At 62.2% G+C, this 15,441-nt stretch carries 13 protein-coding genes; 8 read left to right on the top strand and 5 right to left on the bottom strand.

Translation table 11 applies throughout. The annotated features are described in order from the left end of the window. Positions 1–142: 142 nt before the first annotated feature. Entirely contained in the window at positions 143–799 is a 657-nt protein-coding gene (locus ACF8FB_RS14545) for an alpha/beta hydrolase (protein WP_392509238.1), read from the top strand. A gap of 100 nt (positions 800–899) precedes the next feature. Further along, on the top strand, positions 900–2,342 hold the full coding sequence (gene rhlB, locus ACF8FB_RS14540) for an ATP-dependent RNA helicase RhlB (RefSeq protein WP_010952422.1): 1,443 nt from the start codon (positions 900–902) through the stop codon (positions 2,340–2,342). Between the two features lie 193 nt (positions 2,343–2,535). Here rhlB and moaE read toward each other — a convergent pair whose 3' ends face one another. The 5 genes from moaE to ACF8FB_RS14515 all read right to left on the bottom strand — a co-directional run bounded on the left by moaE (position 2,536) and on the right by ACF8FB_RS14515 (position 6,699). Further along, on the bottom strand, positions 2,536–2,982 hold the full coding sequence (moaE, locus tag ACF8FB_RS14535) for a molybdopterin synthase catalytic subunit MoaE (protein WP_010952421.1): 447 nt from the start codon (positions 2,980–2,982) through the stop codon (positions 2,536–2,538). A gap of 2 nt (positions 2,983–2,984) precedes the next feature. Then, on the bottom strand, positions 2,985–3,230 hold the full coding sequence (gene moaD, locus ACF8FB_RS14530) for a molybdopterin converting factor subunit 1 (RefSeq protein WP_003251777.1): 246 nt from the start codon (positions 3,228–3,230) through the stop codon (positions 2,985–2,987). Continuing rightward, positions 3,230–3,700 (bottom strand): cyclic pyranopterin monophosphate synthase MoaC, encoded by a 471-nt coding sequence (gene moaC, locus ACF8FB_RS14525; RefSeq protein WP_003251775.1) that lies wholly within the window; start codon positions 3,698–3,700, stop codon positions 3,230–3,232. The genes moaD and moaC overlap by 1 nt, the downstream gene beginning before the upstream one ends. A 195-nt stretch (positions 3,701–3,895) precedes the next feature. Then, positions 3,896–5,290 (bottom strand): PhoH family protein, encoded by a 1,395-nt coding sequence (locus ACF8FB_RS14520; RefSeq protein WP_003251772.1) that lies wholly within the window; start codon positions 5,288–5,290, stop codon positions 3,896–3,898. Between the two features lie 281 nt (positions 5,291–5,571). Next, positions 5,572–6,699, bottom strand: coding sequence for a polysaccharide deacetylase family protein (locus ACF8FB_RS14515; protein ID WP_049587329.1), 1,128 nt, complete (start codon positions 6,697–6,699; stop codon positions 5,572–5,574). A gap of 137 nt (positions 6,700–6,836) precedes the next feature. On the opposite strand from ACF8FB_RS14515, the gene yaaA reads away from it, so the two are divergent. From yaaA to ACF8FB_RS14485, 6 genes are all read left to right on the top strand, one after another. Continuing rightward, complete coding sequence (gene yaaA / locus ACF8FB_RS14510; RefSeq protein WP_392509239.1) at positions 6,837–7,616, top strand: peroxide stress protein YaaA; 780 nt, start codon at positions 6,837–6,839, stop codon at positions 7,614–7,616. 800 nt (positions 7,617–8,416) lie between these two features. Further along, positions 8,417–9,733, top strand: a complete 1,317-nt coding sequence (locus ACF8FB_RS14505) for a nucleotide sugar dehydrogenase (RefSeq protein ID WP_010952417.1) — start codon at positions 8,417–8,419, stop codon at positions 9,731–9,733. A gap of 86 nt (positions 9,734–9,819) precedes the next feature. After that, positions 9,820–11,301, top strand: coding sequence for a glycosyltransferase family 2 protein (locus tag ACF8FB_RS14500; RefSeq protein WP_003251762.1), 1,482 nt, complete (start codon positions 9,820–9,822; stop codon positions 11,299–11,301). Positions 11,302–11,338: 37 nt separating this feature from the next. Beyond that, a complete protein-coding gene (locus ACF8FB_RS14495) occupies positions 11,339–12,505 on the top strand; it encodes a PilZ domain-containing protein (protein ID WP_350298598.1) in 1,167 nt (388 codons plus the stop codon). A 10-nt stretch (positions 12,506–12,515) separates the two neighbouring features. Further along, positions 12,516–13,949 carry an alginate biosynthesis TPR repeat lipoprotein AlgK gene (algK, locus tag ACF8FB_RS14490; protein WP_392511505.1) on the top strand — a complete coding sequence of 478 codons (1,434 nt, stop codon included), beginning with the start codon at positions 12,516–12,518 and terminating at the stop codon, positions 13,947–13,949. Continuing rightward, positions 13,946–15,424, top strand: coding sequence for an alginate export family protein (locus ACF8FB_RS14485; RefSeq protein WP_392511504.1), 1,479 nt, complete (start codon positions 13,946–13,948; stop codon positions 15,422–15,424). Before algK ends, ACF8FB_RS14485 begins: the two co-directional genes overlap by 4 nt. The last annotated feature ends 17 nt before the right edge of the window (positions 15,425–15,441 follow it).

Raw genomic sequence — 15,441 nt, 5'->3', positions numbered from 1 at the left:
TACCAAATTTTCTGGCTGTAGCGTTTAAGCGCTCGTCAAGTAGGAAAAGTTGTATCGTTGCGACATTCTTTTTCCGACAATCATTTCCGGTGCTTTCTTTTCACGCACGCCATAACAAGACCCGCACACTTTCGGAGCAGTCATGACCAACCCGCTGATTCTCGAACCACAGAAAACCGCTGACGCCTGTGTGATCTGGTTGCACGGTCTGGGGGCCGACCGTTACGACTTCCTACCTGTGGCCGAATTCATGCAGGAGCGCTTGCTCAGCACACGCTTCATCATGCCCCAGGCACCGACCCGCCCCGTGACCATCAACGGCGGCTATGCCATGCCCAGCTGGTATGACATCAAGGCCATGACCCCGGCCCGTGCCATCGACGAAGCGCAGCTGGAAGAATCTGCCGAGCAGGTGGTTGCCCTGATCAAGGCCGAACAGGCCAAAGGCATCGACCTGACGCGGATCTTCCTGGCCGGCTTCTCCCAGGGCGGCGCGGTGGTGCTGCACACTGCCTATATAAAGTGGCAGGAAGCACTGGGCGGGGTGATCGCCCTGTCCACCTATGCCCCCACCTTCAATGACCAGCACCAGTTGAGTGCCTGCCAGCAACGCACCCCGGCCCTGTGCCTGCATGGCGTGCATGACTCGGTGGTCATCCCGTCCATGGGCCGTACCGCCTTCGAGTACCTGAACACCTGGGGCGTCGCTGCCCGCTGGTACGAATACCCGATGGAACACGAAGTGGCGGTCGAAGAACTGAACGATATCCACGACTGGCTGAGCAAGCAGCTGCAATAGGCAGCCTCGCTTGTAGTTGTGGGCGTATTCCGCTACGCCGCGCCCGGATCTTGCATTACACTGCCCGGCGTACATTCCTTAATCAGTTGATGAGACGACCGTGCTCAAAGCACTCAGAAAAATATTCGGCAAGGGAGAGGCCGCGCCACAAGCCGCCGCTCCTGCTGCCAGCGTGACGCCGGAAGCCCGGCCCGCGGCAAAACCGGCCGCACCCCATGCCAACCCCGCCCCCAAGGCTGAGCAACCTGCCGCCGCGACGCCACCTGCCGATCAACCGGCCAAGGACAAACCGCGCCGCGAACGCAAGCCCAAGCCACAGGCCAGCCTGTGGAAGCCCGAAGACTTCGTGGTCGAGCCGCAGGAAGGCAAAACCCGCTTCCACGACTTCAAGCTGTCCAACGAGCTGATGCACGCCATCCACGACCTGGGCTTCCCGTACTGCACGCCGATCCAGGCGCAGGTCCTGGGTTACACCCTGCGTGGCCAGGACGCCATCGGCCGGGCCCAGACGGGCACCGGCAAGACGGCCGCCTTCCTGATCTCGATCATTTCCCAGTTGCAGCAGACGCCACCGCCTAAAGAGCGCTACATGGGCGAGCCGCGGGCGCTGATCATCGCCCCCACCCGCGAGCTGGTGGTGCAGATCGCCAAGGACGCCGCTGCCCTGACCAAGTACACCGGCCTGAACGTGATGAGCTTCGTCGGTGGCATGGACTTCGACAAGCAGCTCAAAGCTCTGGAAGCGCGCCACTGCGATATTCTGGTGGCTACGCCGGGCCGCCTGCTGGACTTCAACCAGCGTGGTGAAGTGCACCTGGACATGGTCGAGGTGATGGTGCTTGACGAAGCCGACCGTATGCTCGACATGGGCTTCATCCCCCAGGTCCGCCAAATCATTCGTCAGACACCGCCGAAAAGCGAGCGCCAGACCCTGCTGTTCTCCGCCACCTTCACCGACGATGTGATGAACCTGGCCAAGCAGTGGACCACCAACCCGGCCATCGTCGAGATCGAGCCGGAGAACGTGGCCAGCGAAACGGTGGAGCAGCACGTGTATGCGGTGGCCGGCAGCGACAAGTACAAACTGCTGTACAACCTGGTGACCCAGAACAAGTGGGAACGGGTGATGGTGTTCGCCAACCGCAAGGACGAAGTGCGGCGCATCGAGGAAAAGCTGGTACGCGACGGTATCAATGCCGCCCAGCTGTCGGGCGACGTGCCGCAGCACAAGCGCATCCGAACCCTGGAGAGCTTCCGCGAAGGGCGCATCACCGTGCTGGTGGCCACCGACGTGGCCGGGCGCGGGATCCATATCGATGGCATCAGCCACGTGATCAACTTCACCCTGCCGGAAGACCCTGACGACTACGTGCACCGCATTGGCCGTACCGGCCGTGCCGGCACCAGTGGTGTATCGATCAGCTTTGCCGGTGAGGATGACTCGTATCAGCTGCCGGCGATCGAAGCGCTGCTGGGGCGCAAGATCAAGTGCGAGATGCCGCCGGATGAACTGCTCAAGCCGGTGCCGCGCAAGCATCACTGACCTTCAGCGGGCTACACGCGCCCTGTGGGAGCGGCCTTGTGCGGCCCAATCGCCACACAAGCCCCCCTGTAGGAGCGGGTTTACCCGCGAATACGGTAGTGGCGGCAACGGTGAACGGCGGGTGGAGATTGGCCAGCAGGGCCGGCCCTTTCGCGGGTAAACCCGCTCCTACAGGCGACCGGTGGCGCCTTGATTACCAGCGCCCCGCCGCATCCTGGTCACTCTGCCGCCCCTCCACCCACCTTGGCCCTTCCTGAGTATTCTCCTTCTTCCAGAACGGCGCCCGGGTCTTCAGGTAGTCCATGATGAAGTTGCAGGCATCGAACGCCGCCTGCCGATGGGCACTGGCCACCCCCACGAACACAATCGGTTCGCCCGGTTCCAGCGCACCGATGCGGTGCAGCACCTCCACCTTCAATAGCGGCCAACGCTGCTCGGCCTCGACCACGATCTTGGCCAGGGCCTTTTCGGTCATGCCCGGATAGTGTTCGAGGAACATCCCCGCCACTTCGCGGCCATCGTTGAAATCCCGCACATAGCCGACAAAACCGACCACCGCGCCCACGCCCACATTGGCTGCATGCATGGCATTGGTCTCAGCCCCCGGGTCGAACGCGCCTTCCTGCACTCGCACAGCCATGTTCAGCCTCCGGTCACCGGCGGGAAGAACGCCACTTCATCGCCCTCTTCCAGCGGCTCATCGAGCTTGCACAGCTCTTCGTTGCGCGCGCACATCAGGTTCTGCTCGGCCAGCACTTCATACTGCCCGCCCTTGGCTACCAAGGCCTGGCGCACATCATCGAGCACCTTGAACGCCCCCTCCACCCGCTCGGCATCCACGCCCAACAGTTCGCGGTAACGGGCGAAGTACATCACCTTGACCTTCATCACGCCTCCACCTTGTAATGGCCACTCTTGCCACCGAGTTTTTCCAGCAGGCGCACCTGCTCGATGACCATACCTTTATCCACAGCCTTGCACATGTCATAGATCGTCAGCGCGGCCACGCTGGCGGCGGTCAGCGCCTCCATCTCCACACCGGTCTGCCCGGCCAGCTTGCAGCGGGCGACGATGCGCACGGCATCCTGCCCCTCGGCGCTGAGCTCGACCTTGACGCTGGTGAGCATCAGCGGGTGGCACAGCGGAATCAGGTCGCTGGTTTTTTTCGCCGCCTGTATCCCGGCAATGCGCGCCACGGCGAACACGTCACCCTTGGGGTGTTCACCATCGACGATCATCTGCAAGGTCTGCGGCAACATGCGCACCCGCGCCTCGGCGGTAGCCTCGCGCTCGGTCACGGCCTTTTCAGTGACGTCGACCATGTTGGCCCGCCCCTGGGAATCAAGATGTGTCAGCACTGCTTTGCTCCTGTGAAGGGAGTTCGCAGTGTAAACCTGTGGGTCAGGTTTGAGCAGAGGTATGTGTCGGCAGGTTTTGCCTCTTCGCAGGCACGCCCGCTCCCACAAGAGCTCCACGGCCTCGAATCAAGTGGAGTTCCTGTGAACGGGCGCGTCCACGAAGAGGCCGGGCAGTAATCTGCCCGGCTACAAGGTTTACAAATGAGACTCGGCGTACTCGGCCAGCACCGAGCGAGGCACGCCCTGCAGGGTGATGTGCACGCCATGGGGGAAGTCCTTGAAGCGCTCGGTCAGATAGGTCAGGCCCGAGCTGGTCGCGGACAGGTAGGGGGTGTCGATCTGCGCCAGGTTACCCAGGCAGACCACCTTGGACCCGGAGCCGGCACGGGTGATGATGGTTTTCATCTGGTGCGGCGTCAGGTTCTGGCACTCGTCAATCAGGATCAGGCTCTGCTGGAAGCTACGGCCACGGATGTAGTTCAGCGACTTGAACTGCAGCGGCACGCGCTCAAGGATGTATTCGACGCTGCCATGGGTGCTTTCGTCATCCATGTGCAAGGCTTCGAGGTTGTCGGTGATGGCGCCCAGCCACGGCTCCATCTTCTCTGCTTCGGTACCCGGCAGGAAGCCAATCTCCTGGTCCAGCCCCTGCACGCTGCGGGTGGCGATGATGCGCCGGTAGCGCTTGCTGACCATGGTTTGCTCGATGGCCGCAGCCAGCGCCAGGATGGTTTTACCGGAGCCGGCGGCGCCGGTCAGGTTCACCAGGTGGATATCCGGGTCCAGCAGGGCGAACAACGCCAGGCTTTGGTGAATATCGCGTGGTTTCAGGCCCCAGGCTTCCTGGTGCAGCAATGGCTCCTGGTGCAGGTCGAGCAGCAACAGTTCGTCGTCACGAATGCCCTTGATCCACCCGACGAAGCCCTGCTCATCGATGATGAACTCGTTGACGTGCACGGCTGGCAGGTTGTCGATCATCTGCACCCGATGCCAGGTGCGGCCGCGCTCCTGGCGGGTATCGACCTTGCTCACGCGGTCCCAGAACGAGCCGGTGACCGAATGGTAGCCCTTGGACAGCAAGGACACGTCATCGACCAGTTGGTCGGTGCTGTAGTCCTCAGCCGCTATACCGCAAGCGCGCGCCTTCAGGCGCATGTTGATGTCTTTGGTGACCAGCACGACGTCCAGGTCGGTGCGCCGGGCCCGGACTTCGAGCAACTGGTTGATGATGATGTTGTCGTTGAGGTTTTCCGGCAGCAGCTTGTTCGGCTCGTTGCGCGGGGTCATCAGGATGGACAGGAACCCCTTGGGGCCGCTCTTGTTGCGCTGGATCGGTACGCCCTGCTCGACATCGCTGGGCGAAGCGTCACCGAGGGTCTGGTCTATCAGGCGGATGGCCTGGCGGCATTCGGCGGCGATGCTCTGTTTGCCGGTCTTGAGCTTGTCGAGTTCCTCCAGCACCGTCATCGGTATGGCGACATGGTGCTCCTCGAAGTTCAGTAACGCGTTAGGGTCGTGAATCAGGACGTTGGTATCGAGCACATACAGGATTGGCTTGCTGGAGGAAGGGTTGCGTCCTTGGTCATCCATACTCGGTCACCTTATGTCGAAGCCACACGGCGTGGTCTGTTACGCCGCAGAGTGACTGCCGCTGTCCCCGTATCCGCGTTGTTACGGGCGGGAAGCGAACCTGGCTAGGTGGGCCTGGATGACGCCACCTGTGCTGCAGGAATCGGCTGTCTGGTTTCTTCATACCGCAAAAACCATGACCGAAAAAAGCACTTTTACGCATTTTTGAAGTTTATTTTTCCGATTGACGAAGAGGCCTTGGCGCCAGCGTCAGAGGGGACTACGCTCAGAAGTCATACCCTCTATTCGCGGTATCCATATTCCCGGCAATCCTCCCAGCCGATGCCGCTTTGCGCGGTATTGCGCAGCAGCCAATCCACCGCCGGCTGCGCCTTGGGAAGGCTGTCATGAAACTGGATCACGCCCTTGCGCCACAACAACATCAGGGTCAATACGCGCTGTGCGGATGCCTCTGCGCTCAATGCACCGTCATCCTGGGCATCGATGTCCCACAACGATACCCGCAACTGCTGGCGGGCCATGAACGCCTCGCCGTCAGCCCGGCGCTGGCCATAAGGTGGACGGAACAGCGGCACATACTGCTCGGGTAGATCAGCCTGCACCCGCGCCTGGCTGCGCCGCAGCGAATCCTGCCAGTCGGTCCACTGCGCATGGGAGCGGTACTCCCACCCCTGGATACCCACGCACTGCCCGTCATAGAGCTGGCGCAAGGCGTTTGCCGAGGCACCATCACGGCGTTGCTGCAAGCGGTTACCAAGCGTGAAGAACGTGCCTTCGAGCTTTTGCCGGCGCAGGTAATCGGTGAGTAGATCCGTACTGCCCCCCTCGGGCCCGGGCCCGCCGACAAAGGTCAGCAGGAACATGCGGTCGTTCAGTTCGTCACCCTTGCGCTCACGCGAAGACAGCCGCTCGATTTCGCTGCTGGTCTGCGGCAGCAACGCCGCCTTGCGCAGTTGCTCGTCCAGGTAGCGGACATGGAACTGGTGGCTCGGCTCGATCCAGCCGGTATAGAACGCACCGACATCGGCAGCGAACGTCGCCGCTTGTGTGCGCAACTCCGCCATGGACGTAACCGGGTAGCAGAATGATGCATCCTGCTCACAACTGCGCTGCGCCTGTTGATACCCCTCCCACAACCGCTGCCACATGCGCGCCCGAATCTGGCGCACCTTCTGCAGATTGATCTGCCGCAACCCCAGCCGGGCCGCCAGGCTTGCGTCATCCAGCAACTCGCTTTCGTGCAGCGCTTGAGCGAACGAAAGGATTTCTGCCCGAGAGGCCACATCGAACAACGCCGGGCTGTCCAGCTGTTCGGGCCACAGGCTGCGGTCCAGGCTGACCTGGGGTGAAGGGGCGGCTTGCACGGCCAGGCTCAGCAGGCCGGCCAGCAAGGCAGAAGCAATGCGCACAGTGGAAGGCTCCGAAACGGCAAAACGCGAACTATAGCGTCTGCGCCGACCATGGGCTGTGACTATCGTCGCCATAGTTTGGACTTGTACCGCCCACCCCGTAGAATCCTCGGCCAACGATGCCAGGAGCCGACCCGATGCTGACGGTGATTTCCCCCGCCAAGACCCTCGACTACGACACCCCGCCAGTGACCGAGCGTTTCACCCTGCCCCAGTACCTGGATGAATCCCAGGCCCTGATCCAGCAGCTGCGCGAACTGTCGCCGGCGCAGATCAGCGAGCTGATGCACCTGTCCGACAAACTCGCCGGCCTGAATGCTGCGCGCTTTGGCAGCTGGACCCCAGACTTCACCCCGGCCAATGCCAAGCAGGCGCTGCTGGCGTTCAAGGGTGACGTGTACACCGGCCTCGATGCCCAGAGCCTGAGTGAAGACGACTTCAGCTACGCTCAGGGCCACCTGCGCATGCTCTCGGGCCTATATGGCCTGCTGCGCCCGCTCGACCTGATGCAGCCCTACCGCCTGGAGATGGGCACCAAACTGGCCAACGCCCGCGGCAAGGACCTGTACGCCTTCTGGGGCACGCGCATCAGCGAATGGCTGAACCAGGCCCTGGCCGACCAAGGCGATGACGTGCTGTTGAACCTGGCCAGTAACGAGTATTTCAGTGCAGTGAAACGCAGTGCACTGAAGGCCCGGGTAATCAACGTCGACTTCAAGGACCAGAAAAACGGTCAGTACAAGATCATCAGCTTCTACGCCAAGAAAGCCCGCGGCATGATGAGCCGCTTCGTCATCCAGCAGCGCATCAGCACCCCGGAACAGCTCAAGCAGTTCGATGCTCAGGGGTACTACTACAGTGCCGAGCAGTCCAAGCCGGACCATTTGGTGTTCCTGCGCGATCACCCCGCGGAGTGAGCCTGTCACGCCCTCTTCGCGGCTGAAGCCGCGAAGAGGTCAGCCGTCGTGATCCGCCTCTGCCCTGCAACAGGGCACGCTGCAAACCGCCATCACGCCACGAATCCGACGCCAAAAATCCGTCGCACCTCCCTTTATCGCCAAACGCCATAAGACCGTTCATACCTTTTTTGACGAATTCTGAAAAAATTTTTCAGATGCTGGCATAAAAATATCTCGCAACAGTTACGTCCTTTATACACGGGGGTGAAACACCCGCGTGCTATCAATTTGAAACTGTCCGCAACTGAATAAATATTTAGAAATCTTTCATTCGGGCGAAACTGGCTCAGGAACTTCTGCCAAAGCCAATCGCTCATAGTGCCGTAACGATTTTCCTGCCTACGGGCTGTGAGAGATGACTTACAGATGACAGCAGCGGGTATCCACTGCCCGCCATGAGAAAATCGACAGGGATCACGGAAACCTCCGAAGACCTTGTCCATGCAGGAGAGACGCGCCCCTTACAAATCGTCCTAGTGGTTGATTTCAAAGGATTTATTCACTTGAAAAAACAAGCACAGCAACGCGCCAAGTAGCGCATTGCAATAAAGACGGCTGCATTTCAGGGCACGTTTTTTAATGAATGGCTATTGAGTGCCAACTTTGAGCGCATAACTTTTTGCGTTCCGGATTTATTTTGCCTGCGCTCGGCGAAGTGTGCATTCGCCATGGATCCGTGCGCCCGAAAACTGTTGTTAATCAACCCAGCCCGGCTCTCTGCGGAGGCGTCGGCGTGATAAACACATGAGGTGATAGCGATGCGTATCAGCATCTTTGGTTTGGGTTATGTGGGTGCAGTCTGTGCAGGCTGCCTGACGGCGCGTGGCCATGAAGTGATCGGTGTGGACGTGTCCAGCACCAAGATCGACCTGATCAACCAGGGCAAGTCGCCCATCGTCGAACCTGGCCTGGAAGCACTGCTGCAACAGGGCATCGCCAATGGCCGCCTGCGCGGCACTACCGACTTCGCCGAAGCCATCCGTGCCAGCGATGTGTCGATGATCTGCGTGGGCACCCCCAGCAAGAAAAACGGCGACCTGGGCCTGGAGTACATCGAGTCCGTGTGCCGCGAAATCGGCTACGTGCTGCGTGACACCACCCGCCGTCACACCATCGTGGTGCGCAGCACCGTACTGCCTGGCACCGTCAAGAACGTGGTCATCCCGATCCTCGAAGACTGCTCGGGCAAGAAGGCCGGCGTCGACTTCGGCGTGGCGGTCAACCCGGAATTCCTGCGTGAAAGCACCGCGATCAAGGACTACGACCAGCCACCGATGACAGTCATCGGCGAACTGGACAGCGCCAGCGGTGACATCCTCCAGGCCCTGTACGAAGAGCTCGACGCCCCGATCATCCGCAAGCCGATCGAAGTGGCCGAAATGATCAAGTACACCTGCAACGTTTGGCACGCCACCAAGGTCACCTTCGCCAACGAAATCGGCAACATCGCCAAGGCCGTGGGCGTCGATGGCCGCGAAGTGATGGACGTGGTCTGCCAGGACAAGGTCCTCAACCTGTCCCAGTACTACATGCGCCCTGGCTTTGCCTTCGGCGGCTCTTGCCTGCCCAAGGACGTACGCGCCCTCACCTACCGCGCCGCCAGCCTCGATGTCCGTGCACCGCTGCTCGACTCGCTGATGCGCAGCAACGAATCGCAGGTGCAGAACGCCTTCGAGCTGATCGAAGCCCACGACAAGCGCAAGGTCGCCCTGCTGGGCCTGAGCTTCAAGGCCGGCACCGACGACCTGCGCGAAAGCCCGCTGGTGGAACTGGCCGAGCGCCTGATCGGCAAGGGCTACCAGCTGGACATCTACGACGAGAACGTCCAGTACGCCCGTGTTCACGGCGCCAACAAGGACTACATCGAGTCGAAGATCCCGCACGTGTCGTCGCTGCTCAACGCCAACTTGCAGCAGGTGATCGACAACGCCGACATCATCGTCCTCGGCAACCGTGACGAGCAGTTCCGTGCGCTGGCCCTTCAAGCGCCAGCCGGCAAGCAGGTGATCGACCTGGTCGGCTTCATGAACAAACCGACCAGCACCACCGCCCGTACCGAAGGCATCTGCTGGTAAGTGCCCGGCCGGGCAGCGATGAGGCACTCGACAAGAGCCGCCTCCTCGCTGCCCACCCTTTCCCGAATTCTCGACGGATGCTGAACATGCAAAGGCTCCAGACAGTGCTGTTGCAGTGCGCCGGGTGGCTGCTCTACATGAGCCTGCTCATGCTGATCGCCCTGGCCCTGCCAGCTGATATCTTCGACTCGCAGTCGAAGCACTTCATCTTCCTGGTCGGCGCAGTCGGCATCTGGCGCTACTCCATGGGCGCCACCCATTTCATCCGCGGCATGATCTTCCTCTACGGCGTGTACCCGTACCTGCGCCGCAAGGTGCAGAAAATGGGTAATGCCACCGACCCGTCGCATGTCTACCTGATGGTCACCAGCTTCCGTATCGAAGCGCTGACCACCGCCCAGGTGTACAGCTCGGTGATCCGCGAGGCGATCAACTGCGGCTTCCCCACCACCGTGGTCTGCTCGCTGGTGGAAATGTCCGATGAACTGCTGGTGAAGAGCCTGTGGGCCAAGTACAACCCGCCGGCCCACGTGAAGCTGGACATCGTGCGTATCGCCGGTACCGGCAAGCGTGATGGCCTGGCCTACGGCTTCCGCGCCATCTCGCGCATGCTGCCGGACGAGAACGCCGTGGTGGCGGTGATCGACGGTGACACCGTGCTGGCCGACGGCGTGGTGCGCAAGACCGTGCCGTGGTTCAAGCTGTTCCCCAATGTGGGCGGCCTGACCACCAATGAATTCTGCGAAGTGCGCGGCGGCTACATCATGAGCGAGTGGCACAAGCTGCGCTTCGCCCAGCGCCACATCAACATGTGCTCGATGGCCCTGTCCAAGCGCGTACTGACCATGACCGGGCGCATGTCGATGTTCCGCGCCAGCGTGGTGACCAACCCCGAGTTCATCGCCGACGTCGAAAGCGACTCGCTGATGCACTGGCGCCTGGGCCGCTTCAAGTTCCTTACCGGGGACGACAAGTCCAGCTGGTTCAGCCTGATGCGCCTGGGCTACGACACCTTCTACGTGCCGGACGCCGCCATCAACACGGTCGAGCATCCGCCGGAAAAAAGCTTCCTCAAGGCCAGCCGCAAGCTGATGTACCGCTGGTACGGCAACAACCTGCGGCAGAACTCACGGGCATTGGGCCTTGGCCTGCGTCGCCTGGGGCTGTTCACCAGCATCGTGTTGTTCGACCAGCGCGTGTCGATGTGGACCAGCCTGCTGGGCCTGACCGTGGCGGTAATCGCCAGCCTCAAGTTCGGCATGGCCTTCTTGCTGGTGTACCTGCTGTGGATCGGCATTACCCGCCTGATCCTCACCATCATGCTGCTGTGCTCCGGCCACAACGTAGGCCCGGCCTACCCGCTGATTCTCTATTACAACCAGATCATCGGCGCGCTGATGAAGATCTACGTGTTCTTCCGCCTCGACAAGCAGTCGTGGACGCGTCAGCCCACTGCCCTCAAGCGTGACCTCGCCAGCTTTCAACAATGGTTCAACACCTGGTCCTCGCGGACCATGACCTTCTCGGCTGCCAGCATCTTCGTTGCTGTGCTGTTCATGGTCGTGTGAGCCCAACCCGGATCGGATCTAACAGGAACAAACCACCATGAATACCGCCGTGAACGTCAATGTCGTGCATGAGTCCGAAGCCCAGCGCCAACACGCCCGGGTACGCATTCCCGCCAAGCTGCGGTTCCTGGATGCCCAGCGCCAGGTCCACGAAGTCAAGGTCGAAGACCTTTCTGCCGGCGGCCTGAGCTTCCACGCCAAGCAACCGCAGTCGGTGGGCGATGTGCTGCGCGGGCGCCTGCAGTTCGTGGTCGACAACCTGGGCCTGTCGATCGACATCGAGTTCCAGGTGCGCTCGTACAACCCGGACAATGGCCGTATCGGTGCGCAGTTCCAGAACCTTGAACCTCGCGACATCGCCACGTTGCGGCACATCATCACCAGCCACCTGTCGGGTGAGCTGATCAGCATCGGCGACGTCCTCAGCACCCTGCAGCGTGACAACTTCACCAAGGCGCGCAAGCAGAAGGACGGTGGGTCGGGCCTGAGCGCCTTCGGCCGCTTCAAGGCAGTCACCATCACACTGGGCGTGTTCGTGGTCGGCGTTGCGGCCTTCGGCTTCGTCGCCAAATCGTTGTATGGCATGTATTTCGTCAGCCACGCCGAAGCCGGTGTGGTCGCAGTGCCAACCACCAACGTCACCATGCCGCGCGACGGTACCGTAAGCAGCCTGGTCGAAAGCGGTGGGCAGATCGCCAAGGGCGCGCCACTGGCCAGCTTCACCACCAGCATGCTGGACATGCTCAAGGGCAACCTTGAAGACGCACAGCTGGAGCCGGCGAAGATCGAGGAACTGTTCGGCAAGCAGCTGTCCGGCACCCTCACCAGCCCCTGCGATTGCGTGGTCGCGCGTCAGTTGGTGGACGACGGCCAGTACGCCGCCAAGGGCCAGCCAATCTTCCAGCTGATCCCACGCACCACCAACCCGATGGTCGAGGCGCGCTTCAGCTACCGCCAGTTCGACGAGGTCAAGCCAGGTACCCGGGTCAACTTCCAGGTGGCCGGCGAAGACGAAGTGCGCACCGGTCAGATCGTCAGCAGCGCCAGCCTCAACAGCGAAGACCTGTCCTCCGACATCCGCGTGCAGATCAAGCCAGACACTGGCCTGCCCGCCGAACTGGCCGGCCGCCCGGCATCGGTCAACAGCGACCGTGGCCCATCGCTGAACTGGCTGATCGACAAAGCCGTGGCCCGTGGCCTGTGAGGGACGGACAATGATCTCTGATACCTACAAGGTCCGCGTGAACCTGGGGTTGTGTGCACTGGCCGCCGCCATCACCCTGGCCGGCTGTGCCGGCCTGCCCGACCAGCGCCTGGCCAACGAGGCCCTGAAGCGCGGTGACACGGCATTGGCCGAGCGCAACTACAAGGCGCTGGCCGACCTGGGCTACAGCGAAGCGCAAGTCGGCCTGGCGGACATCAAGGTGGCCACCCGCGACCCCTCGCAAATCAAGGAAGCCGAGGCCACCTATCGCGCTGCGGCCGCCACGTCGCCACGCGCCCAAGCGCGCCTTGGCCGCCTGCTGGTGGCCAAGCCGGACAGCACCCAGGCCGAACGTGAGGAAGCCGAAACCCTGCTCAAGCAGGCCGCGAAACAGGGCCAAAGCAATACCCTGATTCCGCTGGCAATGCTCTACCTCAGCTACCCGCAGAGTTTCCCCAAGGTCAACGCGCAGCAGCAGATCGACCAGTGGCGCGCCGCCGGCAACCCGGAAGCGGGCCTGGCCCAGGTGCTGCTGTACCGCACCCAGGGCACCTATGACCAGCACCTGGGTGAAGTGGAAAAGATCTGCAAGGCCGCGCTGAACACCACCGACATCTGCTACGTCGAACTGGCCACCGTGTACCAGAAACGTGGCCAGGCCGATCAGCAAGCCGCCCTGCTCGGCCAGCTGAAATCCGCCTATGCCCGTGGCGCCGTACCGGCCACCCGGGTTGACAGCGTGGCCCGGGTGCTGGCCGATCGCAGCCTTGGCCAGACCGACGAAAAAACCGCCAAGGAGCTGCTCGAGCAAGTAGCCCCGGCCAACCCGGCGTCCTGGGTCAGCCTGGCACAGCTGGTATACGACTTCCCCGAACTGGGCGACACCGACCAGTTGATGGCTTACATCGACAAAGGCCGCGAAGCTGAACAACCCCGCGCCGAACTGCTGCTGGGCCGTCTGTACTACGAAGGCAAAACCCTGCCAGCCGACGCTCAAAAAGCCGAGCAGCACCTGCAAGCTGCTGCCGAAGCCGGTGAGATCAGCGCCCATTACTACCTGGGCCAGCTTTACCGCCGCGGCTACCTGGGCAATGTCGAGCCGCAGAAGGCCGTCGACCACCTGCTGGCCGCCGCCCGTGGCGGGCAGAACAGCGCCGACTATGCCCTGGCCCAGCTGTTCAGCGAGGGCCACGGCATCCGCCCGCAACCGGGCAACGCCTGGGTGTTCGCACAGCTGTCGCAGGCCAACCCGACGCCGCAATCAGCCGAACTGCTGCAGCAGCTCGACCAGCAACTGACACCTGACCAGCGCAACCAGGCCCAGCAACTGCTGGACCAGGAAAAGCGTGCACGCGGCAGCATGGCGCAGGGCGCGAACAGCACCCTGGCCCTCGAAGCCCTGCAAGACGACGAAAAAGAAGTAGACGGTGAGGACTCGCTATGACGCTCAATCCCTTCGTGAAAGCTGGCATCGGCCTGAGCTTCGCCCTGCTGTGGTCCTGCCCGACCCTGGCGGAAATGACCGCTGAAAAAAACTTCGGCCTGGACGTGAAAATCACCGGCCAGTCGGAAGACGACCGTGACCTCGGCACCCGCTCTGGCGGCGACGTCAACGGCCTGGGCCTGGATCTGCGCCCGTGGGTGTATGGCGAGCGCGGTAACTGGAGTGCCTACGCCATGGGCCAGGCGGTCGCTGCGACCGACACCATCGAAACCGACACCTTGCGCCAGAACGACGACGGCACCAGCACCGACACCGGCGACGACAGCCGTCAACCAGACAAAAGCTACCTGGCCATGCGCGAGTTCTGGGTCGGCTACAGCGGCCTTACCGCCTACCCCGGCGAGCAACTGCGCTTCGGTCGCCAGCGCCTGCGCAGTGACGATGGCATGTGGCGCGATACCAACATCGAAGCGCTGAACTGGACCTTCGATACCACCTTGCTCAAGGCCGACCTGGGCGTCGCCCAGCGATTCAGCGAATACCGCACCGATCTCACCGAACTGGCGCCGGAAGACAAGGACCGCACCCACATCTACGGCAACGTCGCCACACAGTGGACCCCTGGCCACTGGGTTGGCCTGCGCGCTCACCACACACATGACAGCGGCAGCCTGAAGAGCCCCGGCGAAACGGTCGACGCGCTGGACAAGACCCGCACTGGCGACCTCACCTGGCTGGGTCTGGAGGCCAACAGCGACGCCTACAACTGGCGCAACGACCACACCGTGAATTATTGGGGCAGCGTCACCTGGCTGACCGGTGACCGCGACAAGCTGAGCACCCAGCAGGTGGGCGACGACCAGGTCGCCACCGGCAAGCAGAGCGGTGACGTCAACGCCTGGGCAACCGACCTCGGTATCCGCCTGCGCCTGGACCCGCAATGGCAGGTCGGCGCTGCGTACGCCCGCGGTAGCGGCGGCGGCGGCGATGACGGTTCCAACAACTTCGAGCAGACCGGCCTGGAGAGCAACCGCTCCAACTTCACCGGCACCCGCTCGCGCGTGCACCGCTTCGGCGAAGCGTTCCGCGGCGAACTGGGCAACCTGCAGGCCGCCACCCTGTTCGCTTCGTGGCAGCTGCGCGACGACTACGACGCCAGCCTGATCTACCACAAATTCTGGCGGGTCGATGGCAACCAGAACATTGGCTCCAGCGGCATCAACGCGGTGGTCGACGACAACGGCGTGAACCGTCAGCTGGTCGACGGCGAGAAGGACCTTGGCCAGGAAATGGACGTGGTCGTGACCAAGTACTTCAAGCAAGGCCTGCTGCCGGCTTCGATGAGCCAGGCCATCGACGAGCCGTCAGCCCTGGTGCGCCTGCGTGCCGGTGTATTCAAGCCGGGCGACGCCTACGGCAAGGAAGCGGACTCGTACATGCACCGCGCCTTCGTCGACGTCATCTGGCGCTTCTGAGGCCGGTAGGGGACTGA

Source organism: Pseudomonas sp. yb_2 (genome assembly GCF_043103905.1).
GTDB classification, from domain to species: Bacteria; Pseudomonadota; Gammaproteobacteria; order Pseudomonadales; family Pseudomonadaceae; genus Aquipseudomonas; species Aquipseudomonas alloputida.
Note: the sequence above shows the minus strand (reverse complement) of the source record. Positions and strands in the feature narration are given on the sequence as shown.

What these genes read in the sequence shown, in the direction of transcription:
- ACF8FB_RS14495 (WP_350298598.1), top strand. Translation starts at nt 11,339, where the DNA reads ATGAATACCGCCGTGAACGTCAATGTCGTGCATGAGTCCGAAGCCCAG.
- yaaA (WP_392509239.1), top strand. Translation starts at nt 6,837, where the DNA reads ATGCTGACGGTGATTTCCCCCGCCAAGACCCTCGACTACGACACCCCG.
- ACF8FB_RS14520 (WP_003251772.1), bottom strand. Translation starts at nt 5,290, where the DNA reads ATGGATGACCAAGGACGCAACCCTTCCTCCAGCAAGCCAATCCTGTAT.
- ACF8FB_RS14505 (WP_010952417.1), top strand. Translation starts at nt 8,417, where the DNA reads ATGCGTATCAGCATCTTTGGTTTGGGTTATGTGGGTGCAGTCTGTGCA.
- ACF8FB_RS14545 (WP_392509238.1), top strand. Translation starts at nt 143, where the DNA reads ATGACCAACCCGCTGATTCTCGAACCACAGAAAACCGCTGACGCCTGT.
- algK (WP_392511505.1), top strand. Translation starts at nt 12,516, where the DNA reads ATGATCTCTGATACCTACAAGGTCCGCGTGAACCTGGGGTTGTGTGCA.
- moaE (WP_010952421.1), bottom strand. Translation starts at nt 2,982, where the DNA reads ATGGCTGTGCGAGTGCAGGAAGGCGCGTTCGACCCGGGGGCTGAGACC.
- ACF8FB_RS14500 (WP_003251762.1), top strand. Translation starts at nt 9,820, where the DNA reads ATGCAAAGGCTCCAGACAGTGCTGTTGCAGTGCGCCGGGTGGCTGCTC.
- moaD (WP_003251777.1), bottom strand. Translation starts at nt 3,230, where the DNA reads ATGAAGGTCAAGGTGATGTACTTCGCCCGTTACCGCGAACTGTTGGGC.
- ACF8FB_RS14485 (WP_392511504.1), top strand. Translation starts at nt 13,946, where the DNA reads ATGACGCTCAATCCCTTCGTGAAAGCTGGCATCGGCCTGAGCTTCGCC.